This is a genomic window from Priestia iocasae, from assembly GCF_016909075.1.
Lineage (GTDB): Bacteria > Bacillota > Bacilli > Bacillales > Bacillaceae_H > Priestia > Priestia iocasae.
Window position 1 is genome coordinate 529,899 of the sequence record NZ_JAFBFC010000003.1, and the last position, 18,090, is coordinate 547,988.

18 protein-coding genes are annotated in these 18,090 nt (G+C 36.3%); 6 read left to right on the top strand and 12 right to left on the bottom strand.

All coding sequences use genetic code 11. The features are described 5' to 3' along the window. Positions 1 to 16: 16 nt before the first annotated feature. Positions 17 to 1,072 carry a cytochrome c oxidase subunit II gene (gene coxB / locus JOC83_RS10885; RefSeq protein ID WP_205187052.1) on the bottom strand — a complete coding sequence of 352 codons (1,056 nt, stop codon included), beginning with the start codon at positions 1,070 to 1,072 and terminating at the stop codon, positions 17 to 19. Between the two features lie 1,257 nt (positions 1,073 to 2,329). Here coxB and JOC83_RS10890 point away from each other — a divergent pair. After that, positions 2,330 to 3,262: a COX15/CtaA family protein gene (locus JOC83_RS10890; protein WP_205187054.1), complete on the top strand. Its 933-nt coding sequence runs from the start codon at positions 2,330 to 2,332 to the stop codon at positions 3,260 to 3,262. A gap of 37 nt (positions 3,263 to 3,299) precedes the next feature. Here the strand turns inward: JOC83_RS10890 and pyc are convergent, their stop codons facing one another. From pyc to glsA, 4 genes are all read right to left on the bottom strand, one after another. Next, positions 3,300 to 6,752, bottom strand: coding sequence for a pyruvate carboxylase (pyc, locus tag JOC83_RS10895; RefSeq protein ID WP_205187056.1), 3,453 nt, complete (start codon positions 6,750 to 6,752; stop codon positions 3,300 to 3,302). Between the two features lie 160 nt (positions 6,753 to 6,912). After that, positions 6,913 to 8,097, bottom strand: a complete 1,185-nt coding sequence (locus tag JOC83_RS10900; RefSeq protein WP_205187058.1) for an FtsW/RodA/SpoVE family cell cycle protein — start codon at positions 8,095 to 8,097, stop codon at positions 6,913 to 6,915. A gap of 214 nt (positions 8,098 to 8,311) precedes the next feature. After that, positions 8,312 to 8,578, bottom strand: a complete 267-nt coding sequence (locus JOC83_RS10905) for an Fpa/YlaN family protein (RefSeq protein ID WP_239583488.1) — start codon at positions 8,576 to 8,578, stop codon at positions 8,312 to 8,314. Positions 8,579 to 8,678: 100 nt separating this feature from the next. Then, entirely contained in the window at positions 8,679 to 9,608 is a 930-nt protein-coding gene (gene glsA, locus JOC83_RS10910) for a glutaminase A (protein ID WP_205187066.1), read from the bottom strand. A 119-nt stretch (positions 9,609 to 9,727) separates the two neighbouring features. Between glsA and JOC83_RS10915 the strand changes: the two genes are divergently transcribed. After that, positions 9,728 to 10,225, top strand: coding sequence for a peptidyl-prolyl cis-trans isomerase (locus JOC83_RS10915; RefSeq protein WP_205187068.1), 498 nt, complete (start codon positions 9,728 to 9,730; stop codon positions 10,223 to 10,225). A gap of 76 nt (positions 10,226 to 10,301) precedes the next feature. On the opposite strand, the gene JOC83_RS10920 is transcribed toward JOC83_RS10915, so the two are convergent. Next, the gene (locus JOC83_RS10920; RefSeq protein WP_239583459.1) at positions 10,302 to 11,633 is read right to left on the bottom strand and encodes a PhoH family protein; all 1,332 of its coding nucleotides are present in this window, start codon (positions 11,631 to 11,633) and stop codon (positions 10,302 to 10,304) included. Between the two features lie 214 nt (positions 11,634 to 11,847). On the opposite strand from JOC83_RS10920, the gene JOC83_RS10925 reads away from it, so the two are divergent. After that, positions 11,848 to 12,462 (top strand): YhcN/YlaJ family sporulation lipoprotein, encoded by a 615-nt coding sequence (locus tag JOC83_RS10925; RefSeq protein WP_205187078.1) that lies wholly within the window; start codon positions 11,848 to 11,850, stop codon positions 12,460 to 12,462. Between the two features lie 80 nt (positions 12,463 to 12,542). Here JOC83_RS10925 and JOC83_RS10930 read toward each other — a convergent pair whose 3' ends face one another. Continuing rightward, on the bottom strand, positions 12,543 to 13,004 hold the full coding sequence (locus tag JOC83_RS10930; protein WP_205187081.1) for a pyridoxamine 5'-phosphate oxidase family protein: 462 nt from the start codon (positions 13,002 to 13,004) through the stop codon (positions 12,543 to 12,545). Positions 13,005 to 13,200: 196 nt separating this feature from the next. Between JOC83_RS10930 and JOC83_RS10935 the strand changes: the two genes are divergently transcribed. Together JOC83_RS10935 and JOC83_RS10940 are read left to right on the top strand one after the other, a co-directional pair. Beyond that, the gene (locus JOC83_RS10935; protein ID WP_205187082.1) at positions 13,201 to 13,401 is read left to right on the top strand and encodes a YlaI family protein; all 201 of its coding nucleotides are present in this window, start codon (positions 13,201 to 13,203) and stop codon (positions 13,399 to 13,401) included. A gap of 1 nt (position 13,402) precedes the next feature. Then, positions 13,403 to 13,846, top strand: coding sequence for a hypothetical protein (locus tag JOC83_RS10940; RefSeq protein WP_205187083.1), 444 nt, complete (start codon positions 13,403 to 13,405; stop codon positions 13,844 to 13,846). Between the two features lie 23 nt (positions 13,847 to 13,869). Here JOC83_RS10940 and JOC83_RS10945 read toward each other — a convergent pair whose 3' ends face one another. The 3 genes from JOC83_RS10945 to typA are packed head-to-tail and all read right to left on the bottom strand — an operon-like array spanning position 13,870 to position 16,373. After that, positions 13,870 to 14,160 carry a hypothetical protein gene (locus JOC83_RS10945; protein WP_205187085.1) on the bottom strand — a complete coding sequence of 97 codons (291 nt, stop codon included), beginning with the start codon at positions 14,158 to 14,160 and terminating at the stop codon, positions 13,870 to 13,872. A gap of 17 nt (positions 14,161 to 14,177) precedes the next feature. After that, positions 14,178 to 14,498: a YlaH-like family protein gene (locus tag JOC83_RS10950; RefSeq protein WP_205187261.1), complete on the bottom strand. Its 321-nt coding sequence runs from the start codon at positions 14,496 to 14,498 to the stop codon at positions 14,178 to 14,180. Positions 14,499 to 14,531: 33 nt separating this feature from the next. Next, complete coding sequence (gene typA / locus JOC83_RS10955) at positions 14,532 to 16,373, bottom strand: translational GTPase TypA (RefSeq protein ID WP_205187092.1); 1,842 nt, start codon at positions 16,371 to 16,373, stop codon at positions 14,532 to 14,534. Positions 16,374 to 16,587: 214 nt separating this feature from the next. Between typA and JOC83_RS10960 the strand changes: the two genes are divergently transcribed. Further along, the gene (locus JOC83_RS10960) at positions 16,588 to 16,773 is read left to right on the top strand and encodes a YlaF family protein (RefSeq protein ID WP_205187094.1); all 186 of its coding nucleotides are present in this window, start codon (positions 16,588 to 16,590) and stop codon (positions 16,771 to 16,773) included. Positions 16,774 to 16,836: 63 nt separating this feature from the next. On the opposite strand, the gene JOC83_RS10965 is transcribed toward JOC83_RS10960, so the two are convergent. Both JOC83_RS10965 and JOC83_RS10970 read right to left on the bottom strand, forming a co-directional pair. Further along, positions 16,837 to 17,634, bottom strand: a complete 798-nt coding sequence (locus tag JOC83_RS10965; protein WP_205187096.1) for an inositol monophosphatase family protein — start codon at positions 17,632 to 17,634, stop codon at positions 16,837 to 16,839. A gap of 118 nt (positions 17,635 to 17,752) precedes the next feature. Continuing rightward, positions 17,753 to 17,944, bottom strand: coding sequence for a hypothetical protein (locus JOC83_RS10970; protein ID WP_205187098.1), 192 nt, complete (start codon positions 17,942 to 17,944; stop codon positions 17,753 to 17,755). Positions 17,945 to 18,090 lie beyond the last annotated feature (146 nt).

The following is an 18,090-nucleotide window of genomic DNA, read 5'->3' on the forward strand; positions in this document are numbered from 1 at the left end:
AAAAGCTATTCGAGAATTATTTCTCTTTTAGACCTTTTAAATATTCTGTTAATTGATTTAACTCTTCATCGCTTAATTCAGGATATGTACCCGTCATTTTGTTACCTGGTTTTAATGTCTCAGGATCTTTTAACCACTGTTTTAGGTTTTCATCATTATGATCTAAAATACCAGCAATCTTTTCACGATCAGCAAAGCCAGCTAAGTTTGGCGCTTGACGAGCTTGCTCTGGACGACCATCTTGTGCTTCAACAGCGTGACAGCCAATACAGCTTTGGTTAAAGATTTCTTCACCAGCTTGTGCAGTTTCTGTTGCCACTTCTGGTTTAACATCTTTAAGGTTTGCTACCCAAGCATCATATTCTTCTTGAGGAAGCGCTCGCACTTTAAAGTCCATTAAAGCATGTGAAGGGCCACATAGCTCTGCACATTTACCATAGAACACACCACCAGCTTCTTCCGATTTTTCAGAATCAAATACTAACCAGAATTTGTTTTCATTATCTGTGTTCGTATCAAGCTTTCCACCTACTGATGGGATCCAGAATGAGTGCTTAACATCAGATGCTTTTACATTGAAGTACACTTTTTGATCGGTTGGAACAACTAAATCTTGTGACGTGATAATTCCTTCATTTGGATATTCAAACTCCCACCAGTAAAGGTTTGCACGCACATTTACAACCATCGCGTCTTCTTTTTCCATCCCTTTTACATCAGCCAACTTGAATGTATCAATGACTGTTGGAACTGTTAAGATAATTAGTAGCAAGATTGGAATAACAGTCCAAATAATTTCTAATTTGTGACTTCCTTCTACTTGTTTTGGAATCACATCTTCTTCGCCTTTACGACGACGGAAGCGCACGACTACATAAACGAAGATAATGGAAACGACAATAATTACAAGTACCATTATCGCAGTACTTAACAGCATGAGTGAGTACTGCATGTCTGCTACTTCACCAGCTGGTTGCAGCGTTGATAAGAACGGTTTACCACATCCAGCCAATAAAAGCGCTATCATGCTAAACAACGACAATACGCGCCACTTTGGTAGCCATTTTTTCATAGCTTATTCAAACCCCTCTTTCATTGATGTAATTTCACCGCCTATGCTCTTATACATAGACCATGAAACATGCAATTCCTTCTATATAAATTCTAATTAGAAGAAACACCCTATATTAAAGTAACAACAACCATCGCACTAAACAAAACTGTTACGTAGTTTAACGAATAAATAAACATTAAACTTGCCCATTTTATATCCTCTACTTTTCTGTACTTAAAAAATTAAAGCGCTAACCAGCCAATATTCAAAGCTTTTAACGATAAGAAAAGAAGTCTAAGGTATGAAGATAAAATGGCAATATCGAAATGCCTGCTGCGCGATATTCTTCACTTCTTCTCATGACTAACGCTAAGAAGTGAGATAGTTGCCAAATAAACATAAGTAAACTAATAGCCAAGCACTAATTTAAAAATCATCATCAACTGCAGTTCATTCAGTTAGTGAAGCTGCACTTGATACACTATCTATGTATAGTGTTTAGTGTATATTGACGCTTAGAGCACATTGTAGAAAGAAATATGTATGCAACAATACCTATTAAACTAATAATAGTTGCTGTTACAGACGTGATCATAAGCATTAATAACCCGATTAAAACAAACCCCACTCCCATTAGTAAGAAGTCATAGGATGAAATGAACCTGTTACCACAGGTATTTGCCTTGGTGTTTTCATTGTCTTTCAAGTAATCCACATATTATTACCAAAAAGATGAAACAACTACTCATATTACCATATTTAGTGAGGAATTTGTATTCTGTTTTTCAATATAAGGAATTGAATGCGTTTCCACACAAAATAGAGCGAAAAATATAATTCCAAAAAATAACTTATATTGTATATTAGAACATGTTTCTCCTGTCTATTAAAACACATTTTTCGGCAATTTTGTGAAAAAAATATGAAAAATATATGGATTTTTTTTGTCACATTGCTTAATTGTTATTCTCTCACTTGATTCTTCTATATAATTAACAATAGAATGAATAAGTGCTTGTTGTAAACAATGTTTGTGTAGTGTTTATTAAAGTTCACACAACCTTATTATCGACATTTTCTACTCTTTTTGATTGTTTTTCTTTTCACTATCATAACATATGGATTTCCTTTTCACTGTAAAATCAGTGAAAAATTTTCCTATAAAAACATTTTCTTTCCTGATTTCACTGTTTCATATTTTTACTGATATAATATTAAATAGAGATTTTGGAAAGTAATTATTTATCAATGATTAGATTTAGGACGGTGAGTAGTTTGCGAAGTGGATTAAAGTGGCTTTCTGTAGCCTCAACAATAGTTATGCTATTAGTGTTATTAGGTGGTGCACTCGTTACAAAAACAGAATCAGGAGCTGGGTGTGGAGATTCTTGGCCTTTATGTCATGGAGAATTGATTCCTAGTAACATTACTCCTGAACTCGTAATAGAGTTAAGTCACCGTGTTGTGTCTGGAGGAGCGGGTATTTTAATTTTAGCTCTTTCAGTGTGGTCTTGGCTTGCACTTGGACATGTACGTGAAGTAAAGCCTTTAGCTCTTATTTCATTTTTCTTTCTTGTTTTACAAGGTTTAATCGGTGCTGCAGCCGTTATGTGGGGACAATCTGATGCTGTATTAGCTCTTCATTTTGGTATATCGCTTGTGTCATTTGCATCCGTACTATTATTAACACTGATTATCTTTGAAGTTGATCAAAAGTTTGACGCAACATCTGTCAAAATTGCACCTAGAATGAAGTTTCATATTTACGGTATTATTCTGTATAGTTACCTTGTTGTTTACACAGGTGCATTGGTTCGACATACAAATGCTAGTCTCGCTTGTCCTTCTTGGCCATTATGTTCAAGAGCGGGCTTACCTACTCAAATGCACGAATGGATTCAGATGGGACATCGTTTTGCTGCTGGTTTAATTTTTGTTTGGGTTTTAATCGCCTTTATTCACGCATTTAAACATTATCGAAATCAAAGAGCAATTTACTATGGATGGATGATTGCTTTAATCTTAGTATCACTGCAAGTTATTTCTGGTGCACTTGTTGTATTTACAAAGCTAAACTTATTTATCGCTCTTGGACATGCTTTATTTATTTCTTGTCTTTTTGGAGTGTTAAGTTACTTGGCGCTAATGGCGACGCGTAGCAAGTATAACGAAGGAAAGATTGATCACAATCATACTATCTCTAAATAAAAAAAACGAGAAAGGCATTGCCTTTCTCGTTTTTTATTTAAGACTTTGTCACTTCAATTAATAAGTCTCCTGGTTGAATTGATTCTCCATTCGATACATGGATATCTTTTACAATCCCTTCGAACGGCGCTTGAACTGTTGTTTCCATTTTCATTGCTTCTGTAATCATCAAATGATCACCCTTAGACACCTTTTCACCTTTTTCTACAAGTACTTTAATAACAGTACCAGGCATAGAGGCACCAATGTGGCTCTCATTTCCTTTATCAGCCTTTACCTTTGCTGAAACAGTCGTCTTGATGCTTTCATCTTTAATCACCACTTCACGAGGTTGTCCATTTAGCTCAAAGTATACTGTTCGCGTTCCATCTGCTTGTGGTTGACCAATTGATAAAAGTTTGACAATTAATGTCTTTCCTTTCTCAATCTCAATTTCCACTTCTTCACCTAAACGCATTCCATATAAGAACGTAGGTGTATCTAAAACTGAGATATTTCCATACATCTCTACTGCTTTATTGTAGTCCATGAATACTTTTGGATATAAAGCATAAGCAAGTGCATCGAAGCTTGTTACCTGACGATTTAACGAATGGAATAATGTTTCTTTTACCTCGTTAAAGTCAACAGATTCAAGTAATTCGCCTGGTCGTACTGTAAGAGGCTCTCTTCCTTTTAAGATGATACGTTGCAGCTCTTTAGGGAAACCTCCATGTGGTTGTCCTAAGTATCCTTCAAAGAGCTCAATTACAGAGTCTGGGAAGTCTAACGTTTCACCACGATCATAAATATCATCTTCTGTTAAATTATTTTGAACCATAAATAAAGCCATATCTCCTACCACTTTGGAAGAAGGAGTTACTTTTACAATATCGCCAAATAACTCGTTCACACGTGAATACATATCTTTTACTTCATCCCAACGCTCGCCTAGCCCTACTGCTTTCGCTTGCTGCTGTAGGTTGCTATATTGACCACCTGGCATTTCATGAACGTATACCTCTGTATGAGGTGAATTCATTCCACTTTCAAAATCTTGATAGTACTTACGCACGTCTTCCCAATAGTGAGAAAGTTGCTCTAATGCTTTAATATCAATGTTTGGTTTGCGGTCCGTGCCCTCTAATGCATAATACAATGAGTTTGCACTTGGCTGTGATGTAAGACCAGCCATTGAGCTAACGGCAACATCTACAATATCAACACCTGCTTCAATTGCTTTTGCATAGGTGAAGAGACCATTTCCGCTTGTATCATGTGTATGCAAGTGAATAGGAATATCGACTGTCTCTTTTAATGCTGAGATCAAATCGTAAGCTGCTTGTGGTTTTAATAAGCCAGCCATATCTTTAATTCCTAATACATGTGCACCAGACTCTTCTAATTCTTTTGCAAGCTGTGTATAGTATGTTAAATCATACTTACGGCGAGTCGGATCTAAAATATCACCCGTATAGCACATAGCCGCTTCTGCAATCTTATTTTGCTGACGTACAGAATCAATTGCAAGCGTCATCCCTTTCACCCAGTTAAGGCTATCAAAGATTCGGAATACATCTATTCCTGCTAATGCTGATTTTTCAACAAACTGCTTAATAACGTTATCAGGATAGTTTTTATATCCAACAGCATTCGATGCGCGTAGTAACATCTGGAATAATACATTTGGTGATTGTTCACGTAACGTTAATAAACGATCCCATGGGTCTTCCTTTAAGAAACGATATGAAACATCAAATGTCGCTCCTCCCCACATTTCCATCGAGAACAAGTTCGGTAGTAAACGTGCGGTTGGGTTTGCAATTTTCTCTAAATCATGTGTACGAACACGTGTCGCCAACAACGATTGATGACCATCTCGGAACGTTGTATCTGTTAGTAATACTTCATTTTGGTCCTTGATCCACTTCACTAATCCTTCTGGACCTTGTTTATCTAATATTTGTTTTGTACCTTCAGGCATTTTTTCAGCTAGATTTACTGCTGGGATACGAGGTTTTGTAAGCACAGGCTTTTTCTTTTTCGTGATGCCAGGGAAACCATTAATTGTAACATCCCCAATATAAGTAAGCATTTTTGTACCACGGTCTTTACGCTTTGGAAAAACAAATAATTCTGGTGAAGTATCAATGAATGATGTATCGTATTGGCCTGTTAAAAACTTTTCATGCTTTACGACATTTTCAAGGAATGGAATATTGGTTTTAATTCCACGAATACGAAACTCTTTTAAGTTACGCACCATTTTTGATGCAGCTTGATCAAATGTTAAAGCCCATGTTGTAACCTTTACAAGTAAAGAATCATAATACGGCGTAATAACGGCTCCTTGGAAGCTGTTTCCTGTATCTAAACGAACGCCAAATCCTCCACCAGAACGATAAGCCATAATCTTCCCCGTGTCTGGCATAAAGTTATTTAATGGGTCTTCTGTTGTTACACGCGATTGAATAGCATAGCCATGTAAATGAATGTCTTCTTGTTTTGGAATTGCCACTTCTTTACTGTGAAGGCCAAATCCATCTGCAATTAAAATTTGCGACTGTACAATGTCTACGCCTGTAATCATCTCTGTAATCGTATGTTCAACTTGAACACGCGGATTTACTTCAATAAAATAAAATTTATTTTCAGCAACTAAAAATTCCACTGTTCCTGCATTTATGTATTCAACATTTTCCATTAATGCAACGGCAGCTTCACAAATTCGATCTCGAAGATCAGGATCTAATGATAAACTCGGTGCTACTTCTACTACTTTTTGATGACGACGTTGTACGGAACAATCACGCTCATATAAATGAACAATATGACCTTGCTGATCACCTAATATTTGAATTTCAATATGTTTTGGATTTTCAACAAATTTTTCAACATATACGTCATCACTACCGAATGCTGCTTTAGCTTCTGAACGTGCACGTTCATATGCTTCTTTTAATCCTGCTTTATTACGAACGATACGCATTCCACGACCACCGCCACCAAGGGCTGCTTTAATCATCAATGGATAGCCGTGTTCTTGACCAAATTGTTCTGCTTCTTCTAATCCACTAATAGGACCGTCTGTTCCTGGAATAACAGGAATATTTGCTTCTATAGCTTGATGACGTGCTTTAACTTTATCACCAAACATATCAAGATGCTTTGACTTTGGTCCAATGAAAACAATTCCTTCTTCTTCACAACGTTTTGCAAATTGGATATTTTCTGACAAAAATCCGTAGCCTGGATGAATAGCATCGATTCCATGTGACTTTGCAATCGTGATGATTCCTTCAATATCTAAATAAGCATCAATTGGTTTCTTACCCTCACCGACTAAATACGCTTCATCCGCTTTATAACGGTGATATGAACCTGCATCTTCTTTTGAATAGATAGCAACTGTACGAATATTTAATTCTGTACAAGCGCGAAAAACACGAATCGCAATTTCCCCTCTATTTGCAACTAACACTTTTTTTATGTTTTTAGTTACAAGACTCATGTTGTATCTCTCCTCTCGAATTTCGTATTTACTCTTAACTTGCTCATACCTTCACAGAATACGTGAGTGATAAAAGAGAGCAATTGGTTATATAGAAAGCTAGAGGCAACAAAATGAAGCAGTACCTACCTTTTATTACCTCCAACATCTTTCAAAGAATTTAGTCAAAAGAAATCGTCTCGTTACTTTTTTGAATAGGAGACTTCTTTGATTGGCGGACTTCTTGATAGTTCACAAAAAAAGAGATATTAATAACAATTCCTATTGAACTCATTAATAGTAATAAAGAAGAACCTCCATAGCTAATAAAAGGAAGTGGCACTCCAGTAATTGGAATCATCCCTGTTAGTCCACCTAAGTTAATAAGGGACTGAATCCCTATCATGCTCGCAATTCCAATACATATTAGACTACCAAATGGGTCTTGGCATCTTTTGGACAAGAGCAAAATTCTGAGAATTAAAAATATAAGTAAGGATAACACAATTATGACGCCAAGAAAACCTAATTCTTCTGCAATAACTGCCATAATGAAATCTGTATGGGATTCTGGTAAGTATCCATACTTTTGAATACCCTCACCTAAACCTAACCCTTTTAGCCCTCCAGCGCCAATCGCAATATAGGAATTAACAAGTTGATATCCTTCATCTTCTGCATATTTAAAAGGATTAGACGCACCTGTAAAACGAGAAAGTCTCTCTTCAGACATATAGCCTGTCCAATAAGCAATCGGCAGCATAATCGCTACACAAGCGATTGCTAGTAACACCAGGCGACCAATCGTTTTAAAATTAATGCCGGAACATAACATGACAACAGCTGCAATCATGGCGATAATAGCCGCTGTTCCAAAGTCCGGCTGAACAGCTACAATTAAAAAAATAAAGAAAGTTAGTCCAATTGGTCCTATAAATGTTTGCTTTAAATCATTAATGTTTTTTTGGCGTTTGGAAAGGACAGAGGCTAAGTAAATAATTACCGTAAGTTTAGCAAACTCTGCTGGTTGAAAGCCTGTACTTCCAAACTTTAGCCAGCTTTGTGCATTACCTGCCGTATGGCCGACAATAAAAACAAGACCTAACACAATGACATTAATGATTACAATGAATTTTATCAATTTAGGATACAGTTTATAAGGAAACAGCATTGCTACCAAACAGATAATTGCTGAAAAGAGTAGTGATTTCTTTTGTTTATCAAAAAAGTAATCACTTTCCACCCCAAATTGAACGACTGTCGTAATCATACTGGCACTATAAATCATTAAAAGTCCTACTGCACAAAGAGCTGCAACAGCTAAAATAATTGAGTAATCATAAAAGCGAAAGATTTTTTTTAACATTGTCATCTTCCTTTATCTAATCTACACAAAAAGTTATAGCGATAGTATTTCTGTCTTTATTTTACTACACCTTGCTACTTTTTGTTTATCTTTTTATATTTATAAGAAAAGTTGTATAGCATATTTATGGCTTGTTTCCCGTTTGGAAAAAACTCATAAAGCATATAAAAAACTCAAACTATCTCTTACTATAGTTTGAGTTTTTCTGAGCTAATTATTTTTTTGTAAAAGCTTCATGAAGTGCGGATAATTCTTGTTCAAGACGATCTAGCAACTGTTTTCCAACCGGCTCTTCAATTAAACCTAATCGAACCGCAAAATCAATTTCTCTAGACAATCCAAACATTTGTGTATCTAAAACCTCTTCATACAGAGGACATTGGGGCATCGTTAAATTATCCATTTGCACCTTAATAAGCTTTAAAATTTTATCTGCATCAGCTTTTAACAACGCGTATGCTTTTTCACGATGATCTACCATTGTATCAGGCGTCACAATCAATCCCTCCGTTCACGAGCGATTACCTATTCTATCTATTAATATTAACGGTAAGAAGAGAAAAAAGCAAGGATATTAGCGCCTAGAAAATGCTAAAATGATATTTATTAGCTAAAAGTTCTAGTAACTTTATCCCCCCTATACTATTCCCTTTTTTATCAAGCGATGGACCAAAGATACCAATGCCAAACTGATTAGGTACGACGCCCATAATTCCACCCGCTACTCCACTTTTAGCAGGAATACCAATTTTTATAGCAAATTCCCCAGAAGCATTATACATTCCACATGTAACCATGAACGTTTTACAAATTCGCGCAATGTCCTTTGGGATTAACACTTCTTGAGTCAATGGACATAGTCCATCTGATGCAAATACCGCCCCAATTTTCGCAAGGTCTAAACTATGCATTTCAATCGAGCATTGCTTTGTATATAGTTTCATTAGCTCCTCAACATCATGTTCAATCACATTGTACTGCTTCATATAGTAGCACATGGAGCGGTTTAACCAAGCTGTTTCATATTCTGAATTTGCAATATCTTCACAATATGAAATCTTTGAATTATGAGCTAACCGTTGAACAAAATCCAATAGTCTTGTCCATTTCTCGTTTAGTGTCTCTCCTTTAATCATATCTGTAACCGCAAGCGCGCCAGCATTTATCATTGGATTTAACGGCTTAGAAGGCTTATGTGTTTCTAATTTAATAATGCTGTTATAAGGATCTCCTGTCGGTTCCATTCCTACTTTTTGAAACACAACTTGAGGACCATGATCCATTAACACAAGCGCTAATGCTAATACTTTTGAAATACTTTGAAGGGTAAATTTCTTCTCTACATTTCCAGCCGACATACATGTTTGGTTTAATGTAAAGATAGCGACCGACAAGTCATCACGATTTGCCTTCCCTAAAGCAGGAATATATGTGGCTACCTCTCCAAGCTGGGTCACGTCCTTTGCTTCTTCTACAAGATTAATTAATTCTTGTTCTGTCTTACAAACCATCTTCTCACCTCAACTGAATGTCTATTACAATTATTGTTATCATACCAATGTGTTAATCTTTCCATTCTAGATGACAAACAAAAAGAAAGCGCTTATACTTTTTGTAGGAGGCGAATTAGATGGAAGCCATTATTTTATTAAAAGGAAATGTGAAGCATTCTTTAACACTTGATCCAGGAGTTTGGATTTTTGATGACCGAAAAGTAGATCTACATACATACTTTCAAAGCAGTAAAGTGAATGAAGATGAAAATGAAAAGTATACAAAAGAAGTTTCTAAGCATTGGGATCGTGAAATTCGTGAAGGAGCCGTGTTCCCGCCGACATTAAAAACTGAAAAAAAGTTTGAAAAAGAGCGCATCCTTACTGGAACATTTGGAATCCCATTTGCACCGTTCTTACACAATGCTGAGCCAAATGAAAACGCTTGGGCAGTATCATTCATTGGGGAAAATCAAACCGTAACGATGCCTTTAGATGAAGCTAAAGAAGTCATTTTTGGCTTTAGTAAAGAAGGGAAACCTTTAAAAGAGGATGGTCCTATCCATGTCTATAACGGAGATGGTTCCAATGTAACTAATCCTCTTAAACATGTAAAGGAAATTGTGATTAAATGATGTAAGCTGCCTTAAAAATCCCTGTCACACTAGTTTAAAAACTGGAGCGACAGGGATTTTTTCATAGTTGAAGCAATTATAAGATATCTGCAGCTAGTTGAGCTAAACCTGATCGTTCTCCTTTTACTAAACGAACATGCCCTGCAATTTTTTGTTCTTTGAATCGCTCTACCACATAGGTTAATCCGTTATTATACTCATCTAGGTAAGGATGATCAATTTGAGCTGGGTCGCCCATTAATACAATTTTACTGCGTTCTCCAACCCTGGTTAAAATGGTTTTCACTTCATGCTTGGTTAAATTTTGCGCTTCATCGATAATGATGAACTGATCTGGAATGCTTCTACCTCGTATATAAGTTAATGCTTCCACTTCAATTGAACTCATTCCTGCTAGAATCGCATCCAGTTCCCCTGGTTTTTTTGTATTAAATAAATACTCTAAATTATCATAGATAGGCTGCATCCATGGTCGAAGTTTTTCTTGTTTTTCACCAGGTAAAAATCCAATATCTTTGCCCACAGGAACAATAGGCCTTGCTACTAATAATTTTTTGAAGCAACCTAAATCCTCCGTTTGCATGAGTCCCGCCGCTAATGCTAATAAGGTTTTCCCTGTACCAGCTTTTCCAATTAGGGTGACAAGCTGAGTATCATCACGAAGCAAAAGCTCTAACGCCATAATTTGCTGCACGTTACGTGGTTTGATCCCCCAAATATGATCATATTCGAACAACAGCTTTTTGACGCGCTTTCCACTTTGATCCACAATTCCAATGGCGGAACCTGAGCCACCTAATGCATCTTTCATAATTAGGAATTGATTTGCAAAAAACGGATGATTGGCAATTTGTGAAGTAAGGATTTCACCTTTTTCATAAAATTGATTTAGCGTTTCTCTTGCTACATAAGCCTCTATAAAACCAGTATAAATACTGTTAAACTCAACAACACGATCACTTAGAAAGTCTTCTGCTTTTAAGCCAATCGCATCTGCCTTTACGCGTACTAGCACATCTTTACTTACTAAAATGACTTCGTTTCCATCTTCCTTCGTTTCTTCTTCTAGTGATAAATTTTTAGCTACTGCTAAAATGCGATTATCGTTCGTTTTTTCAACAAATATTTCTTGAAGTTGATGAAAGGAACGATGATTTAATTCTATTCGTAAAGAGCCTCCATTTTCTAACGGAATTTTCTCATGAAGTTTCCCCGATTGTCTCAAACTATCAATGAGCTTAGAGACTTGTCGAGCATTTCTCCCCACTTCGTCCATATTTCGTTTTTTAGAATCCACTTCCTCTAGTACAACAGCAGGTATTACAACTTCATTATCGTCAAAAGAAAAAATTGAATGCGGGTCTTGTAATAAGACGTTTGTATCTAAGACATAGATTTTTCCCAACATTCCGCCTCCTACTTTGATTGTTTTTCCGTTCAGAAGTAAAAATAAGGCTCCATCCATTTACCATATTATGTAGTGTATATGCGTAAAGCATACGCATATGGACGGACCGTTTGCTTTTAATATATGAACTTGTGCATAAAGATAGAAGAACTATTGAACAATAAATACAAATTGCAACAAAAAATGAGCTACTTTACAAAGGAGAGTTTTAAACATGAAAAATTGGATCATTTTAACAAGCTTATGTTGCTGTTTAACTTTATTAGGTTGTAATAACCAAAACAATACAGCGGAAGAAGATTTAAACAAAGAGCAGCTTATCACTGTAAAAAATACAGCTCCACAGCCTGTTAAGAACCAAACCGGTACGCAGATTTCAAAGCACCTTGTAGACTTAGCTACTAGTGTACCAAACGTAAAAGATGCAACAGCCATTGTTGTAGGTAAATATGCCATTGTTGGAATTGACGTGAACAATAAAATGGATCGTTCAGAAGTCAGTTCAATTAAGTACACTGTTGCTGAAAGTCTTAAAAACGATCCATATGGTGCTAATTCGGTTGTTATTGCAGACCCTGACACATTTGCACGACTTCGACAAATTGGCCATGAAATTCAACGAGGTCGTCCTGTTACAGGCTTTCTAGATGAACTCGCTGCCATCGTCAATCGTGTTATGCCTGAAATTGCAGAAGATATTCGTAAAAATCCAACTCCGACAGAAACAAATAATGAAAAATTAAATGAAGAAGAACAAAAGCAGTTAAAGAATACTCAGAAGAAACAATCAAACCAACAGTTAGAAAAGAATAAATACAATCCACAATAGTTCAACTATGCATTGCCTTGTATATATCTTTCAGCTTAAAACGTTAATGAGCTGTGTTAAAAGGGGCAGATTTACCCCTTTTAACACAGCCCTTTTTTCATTGCTTCTATGACTTGGTTATCTAATTTAGCAGCTGCAACTGCATCATACGTTTTTTCATAAGCTGGCTCAACAGAAATCTTTGAACCATAAAACATTACATCTCGTACTTCCTGTATCTCTACCTCAAGCAATGCTAATTTCAATGGAACCCCCTCCATCTTTTCACACTTAACATTTGCTTTGCCACTAATTGAGTAACAAGATTCATTAGCAATAATGTTAATGACAACTAAGTCATTTTGTTCAATATTTTTCACAATACGAGAACGGTTATCTACTGCAAAACGGATATGCTCCATATCTGGCGCAATAATCCATGAAATAGCGCTAACATTCGGTCCCTTTGTTTCAAAATCTACTGTAGAAATCGTTGTAAATCTTTCTTTTTGCAAAGCTTGAAACAATGGTTTAATTAGCAATGGCTCAACTTGATTAGCCATATAAACACCTCCATGAATTGTTTCTTTTTAGTGAGGGATAGTCTAATTTATTTAGAAAGGATATGGATGTATTTTCTTGACTATGCTAGTGAATGCATAACCCTTTCTTTAATAAGATTCGATGAAAGATGAAGTTTCCCTTTATTTCATGGCTTTATTCTTATAAAATGTTCTGTATAGAAGTCGAGGTGATAGAATGAGAGTTAAATGTGTATTATGTGATAAAATTGAGTCCGTTGATGATGAATCCTCGGTAGCAAAAAAGTTGCGCAATCGCCCCATTCATACATATATGTGCGCCCCGTGTCAAGATCGAATCGCACAACGAACAAAAGAGCGAGCATCAACAGGAAACTTTAAATTATACCAATCAAGAAAAGTAGAGGAGGATTGGTAAAATGATTAAAAGCGGCATCACAATCGGCTTAATTAGTGGTAGCGTCTTAGGTCTTTTTTTGAAGTGGATTGAAACAATAACCGGTAAAAAAGTATATACGCTATTATTAAACATTGATTTTATTCCAGTGATTGGTGCAGTAACCTGGCCAGAAAGTATTGAATTTTTCTTTCACCTTCTCATTGCCTTCATAATTGGTATTCTGTTTGTGTATGCCGCAAAGAAATTTACAACGCAATCATGGAAATGGTTATTGGTAATTTCAACGATTTTGACACTACCAACCATTCCTTTATATTTCCCATTAACCATATTAGCCATAAAAGAAACGCCTGCTCTTAACGACTTTATGGCCATTCTCTATTGGACCATTGGCCACTTATTATTTGCTCTAACATTAGCATATTCATATTATTTCATGCAAAAAAGGTCATCTCATAAATAATGAGATGACCTTTTACTATTACTTTATGCAGATGGATAATTTCGAAACTTTTCTGGCTCTTGTTTAATTTGTTCATACATACATTCAATGAGTTCAACAGGAAAACGCTTCGTCTCTTCTTGATGATCAATTTTATATGAAACCGTATATGACATTTCATCTTTTGTTACACTCACTTCTTTTACAGAAAAGTCTTGTTCAAGCATCTGTTGAAAGAACGCGAATGTTTCTTGTGCCGACAAATCATCAGGACGAGCATCGGCGACTATCTTAATTGATAACCAATTATATAAAGCATCTTGAATCGACTTCATGCAAAACAGCTCCCTTATTATGGTGAGTCCGCATTTGCCTCCTGCTTTTTCGATTGATGTAGGCGAACTTTATAAATAATTAATACGAGCGCAGCTACGACTAATCCTTCTGTAACTGGTAAAAAGATGCCGAGAAATGTTAAAACTGTACAACCTAATGCAAGAAACGTATAAATTACAACCGATTTTAACACCGGTAATTTTCTCGCAAACCCCAGCTTGTACACGACAACAGAGAGTGCAAAAATCGTGAAATATAGAAACCACATATTCACTTCAGGTTTTTCATCTACTTTAAACAAAGCAGCGAAAAACGAAAGGTGCTCTCTTACATCGATTTCCATTGTTTCTCCCCCTCACCCTTGTTGATCTTATTTTTCCATTTCAGCGTATTTCTTTTTCTTTGCCACTTTTTCACGTTCGTTTTTATCTAAAATCTTTTTACGTAAACGAATTGATTCAGGTGTGATTTCACAAAGTTCGTCTTCATTTAAATATTCAAGAGATTGCTCTAATGACATAAGACGAGGCTTTTTCATGCTTGTTGTTTGGTCTTTATTAGCTGAACGCATGTTTGTCATTTGCTTCATTTTACATACGTTTACAACTAAGTCATTTTCACGTGTATGCTCACCAACAATCATACCTTCATATACTTCTGTACCTGGTTCGATGAAGATTGTACCACGGTCTTCAACCCCCATAATACCATAAGCAGATGCCTTACCAGTTTCCATTGAAACAAGAACTCCTTGACGACGTCCTCCAACTTGACCTGGCTGCATTGGTTGATAGCTGTCAAATGAGTGATTGATGATTCCAAATCCTCGTGTTAATGATAAGAATTCTGTTGTATATCCAATTAATCCACGAGCTGGTACCATGAAAATAAGGCGAACTTGTCCACTACCATTGTTAATCATGTCAACCATTTCACCTTTACGTGCACCCATAGATTCCATAATTGATCCAGTATGCTCTTCTGGAATATCAATTTGTACACGTTCTACTGGCTCACAACGAACACCATCAATTTCTCGTACGATAACTTCTGGCTTTGACACTTGAAGCTCGTAACCTTCACGACGCATGTTCTCAATTAAAATAGATAAGTGTAGCTCTCCACGTCCTGATACAACCCAAACATCCGGAGAGTCTGTGTTTTCAACACGTAAACTTACGTCTGTTTGAAGCTCAGCCATTAAACGCTCTTCAATTTTACGTGACGTAACATATTTACCCTCACGACCAGCAAACGGGCTGTTGTTTACAAGGAACGTCATTTGTAATGTCGGCTCATCAATACGTAAGATTGGTAATGCATCTTGGTGTTCAACTGGACATACTGTTTCACCTACGTTAATGTCTTCCATACCTGAAACCGCAATTAAATCTCCAGCTTTTGCTTCTTCAATTTCAACACGCTTTAGTCCTAAGAAACCAAACATTTTCGTTACACGGAATTGTTTAATGCTTCCATCAAGTTTCATTAAGGCTACTTGTTGACCCACCTGCATTGTTCCGCGGAATACGCGACCTACTCCAATACGACCTACATAGTCGTTGTAATCAAGCATAGCTACTTGGAACTGAAGAGGCTCTTCGCTATTATCAACTGGTGCTGGAATATGTTCAACAATTGCATCAAATAAAGCTTCCATGTTCTCATCTTGCTTAGCTGGATCTTTACTTGCTGTACCGTTAATCGCTGATGCATACACAACTGGGAACTCAATTTGTTCTTCACTTGCACCAAGCTCAATGAATAAATCGATTACTTCGTCCACAACTTCTTCAGGACGAGCAAAATCACGGTCAATTTTATTTACAACCACGATTGGTGTTAATTTTTGCTCTAACGCTTTTTTCAATACAAAGCGTGTTTGTGGCATACATCCTTCGTATGCGTCAACTACTAGTAATACACCGTCTACCATTTTCATAATACGCTCTACTTCTCCACCGAAGTCAGCATGTCCTGGTGTATCCATGATGTTAATGCGTGTATCTTTATAATTAATAGCTGTATTTTTCGCTAAAATTGTAATTCCACGCTCACGCTCAAGGTCGTTTGAATCCATCGCACGCTCATCAACTTGCTCGTTTGTGCGGAATGTACCTGATTGATGTAACAATTTATCTACTAATGTTGTTTTCCCATGGTCTACATGGGCAATAATCGCAATATTACGTAAATCTTTACGAATGTTCACGCATTTCACTCCTATGCTTGTAATAACTAAGCTATTATATCACACTCACCATAGAATACTATAGAATAGTGTAGAATTACAAAATGAATTTGTTGTACACTATAAGTTGAGGACCATATTTGAGGGTTTCAGCTCGATTTATGGAAAGATTTTGTCACTAAACAAGCGTTATGTATACTTTTTACAACAAGATGGTGGAATGGGAGGTTTTTTGATGAAAAACATTAAGTGGGTATTTGTGCTTTATGCAATCTTAGCAACCGCTTCAATTATGGCTATCGGTATTTTTGTTGGTGAGGGTAGCTTTTTTGGAATTATAGGGGCTCTTTTAGCGCTAGTGGTCGTAATGGGGTTTGGATTTGTGACGAAAAAGAAAATGCGTGAACGTGGTGAATTATAACATCACCTATACATAAAAGGCTGTGAGAAGAGGGTTAAACACCCTACTTACCACAGCCCTTTTTTATCGATTCTGAATGTATTCTTTTTGTACTTGTTCATGCAGCATGGAGTTTCCAATAAACACACTGCTATTTTCTAGAATAGAAAGTGGCTTTCCATCTAAACTTGTCACTGTACCTCCTACTTCATGTACAAGAATCATTCCTGCTGCAAAATCCCATGGTGCTAAGCGCATTGTAATATATGCATCTAGTCTACCTGCTGCTACATATGCAAGCTCAACAGCTGCTGACCCGTATGAACGTGTCCCTCGTACTCGACGAACAAGTGGACCTAACACAGTAGGATCAATTCGTTTATTTTCTGTCACCCATGTTGCATTAAGACCAACAATTGCCTCTTCGATTGGAACAGGCTTTAACTTTGGCAAATGTATATCGTTCATATAAGCTCCTTGTCCTCGACGCGCATGATACATTTCATCATGAACAACATCATAAATTAGACCAATTTGCCCTACTCCCTCTTCAAAAATACCAACCGAAATAGCAAAGTTACGCTGTTGATGAACAAAATTCATGGTTCCATCAATTGGATCGATAACCCAAATAACCCCTTCTGTTGATTCGACTTTTTCTCCATATCCTTCTTCACCTAGAATACGATGAGTTGGAAATACTTCTTTAATTTTACCAATTAGAAATTGTTCCACTTCTTTATCCATATTTGTGACAAGGTCATTTGGATTTGATTTTGACTGAATCAACAATTCTGTACTGAATGATTCTTTTATCTTCTTCCCTGCTTCTGTTACCCATTCCTTTGCATATGTATCAATTTTCTCCCAACTATGTTCCATGATTAAAGCCCCCTCGTCCATATGTATGTAATACAAGCTTAAAAAAATACGCGCTATAAATCAAGTAACCATCCTTTTCACAGAAAAAACGAACCTATAAAAAGGTTCGTATAGACTTCTATACATTCTGTAGTTTTACCATTTCTTGCCTCAATGTTTCAAGTTTTTGCTTACAAACGGTTTTCTTTTCTTCATTTTTTTCAATCATAGCGTCATAGAGAGTTGCTAATTCGTAATCTACTTCTAAGCGTAATACAGCAAGCCTTTTATTCCCATTTGCCTTTTTATACATATTTACCACTTGCTTCATAAATTAAAACACCCCTCTTTCACTTTTTCACCTACATAAAAATTAATTTTTAAAAAGACTAAATTTTCAGATATTTTTATTGATATATTCTATGTAGAAAGTCAAAATCATGCAACTAAATTGTGTGATTACCTAGAAAAAAATAA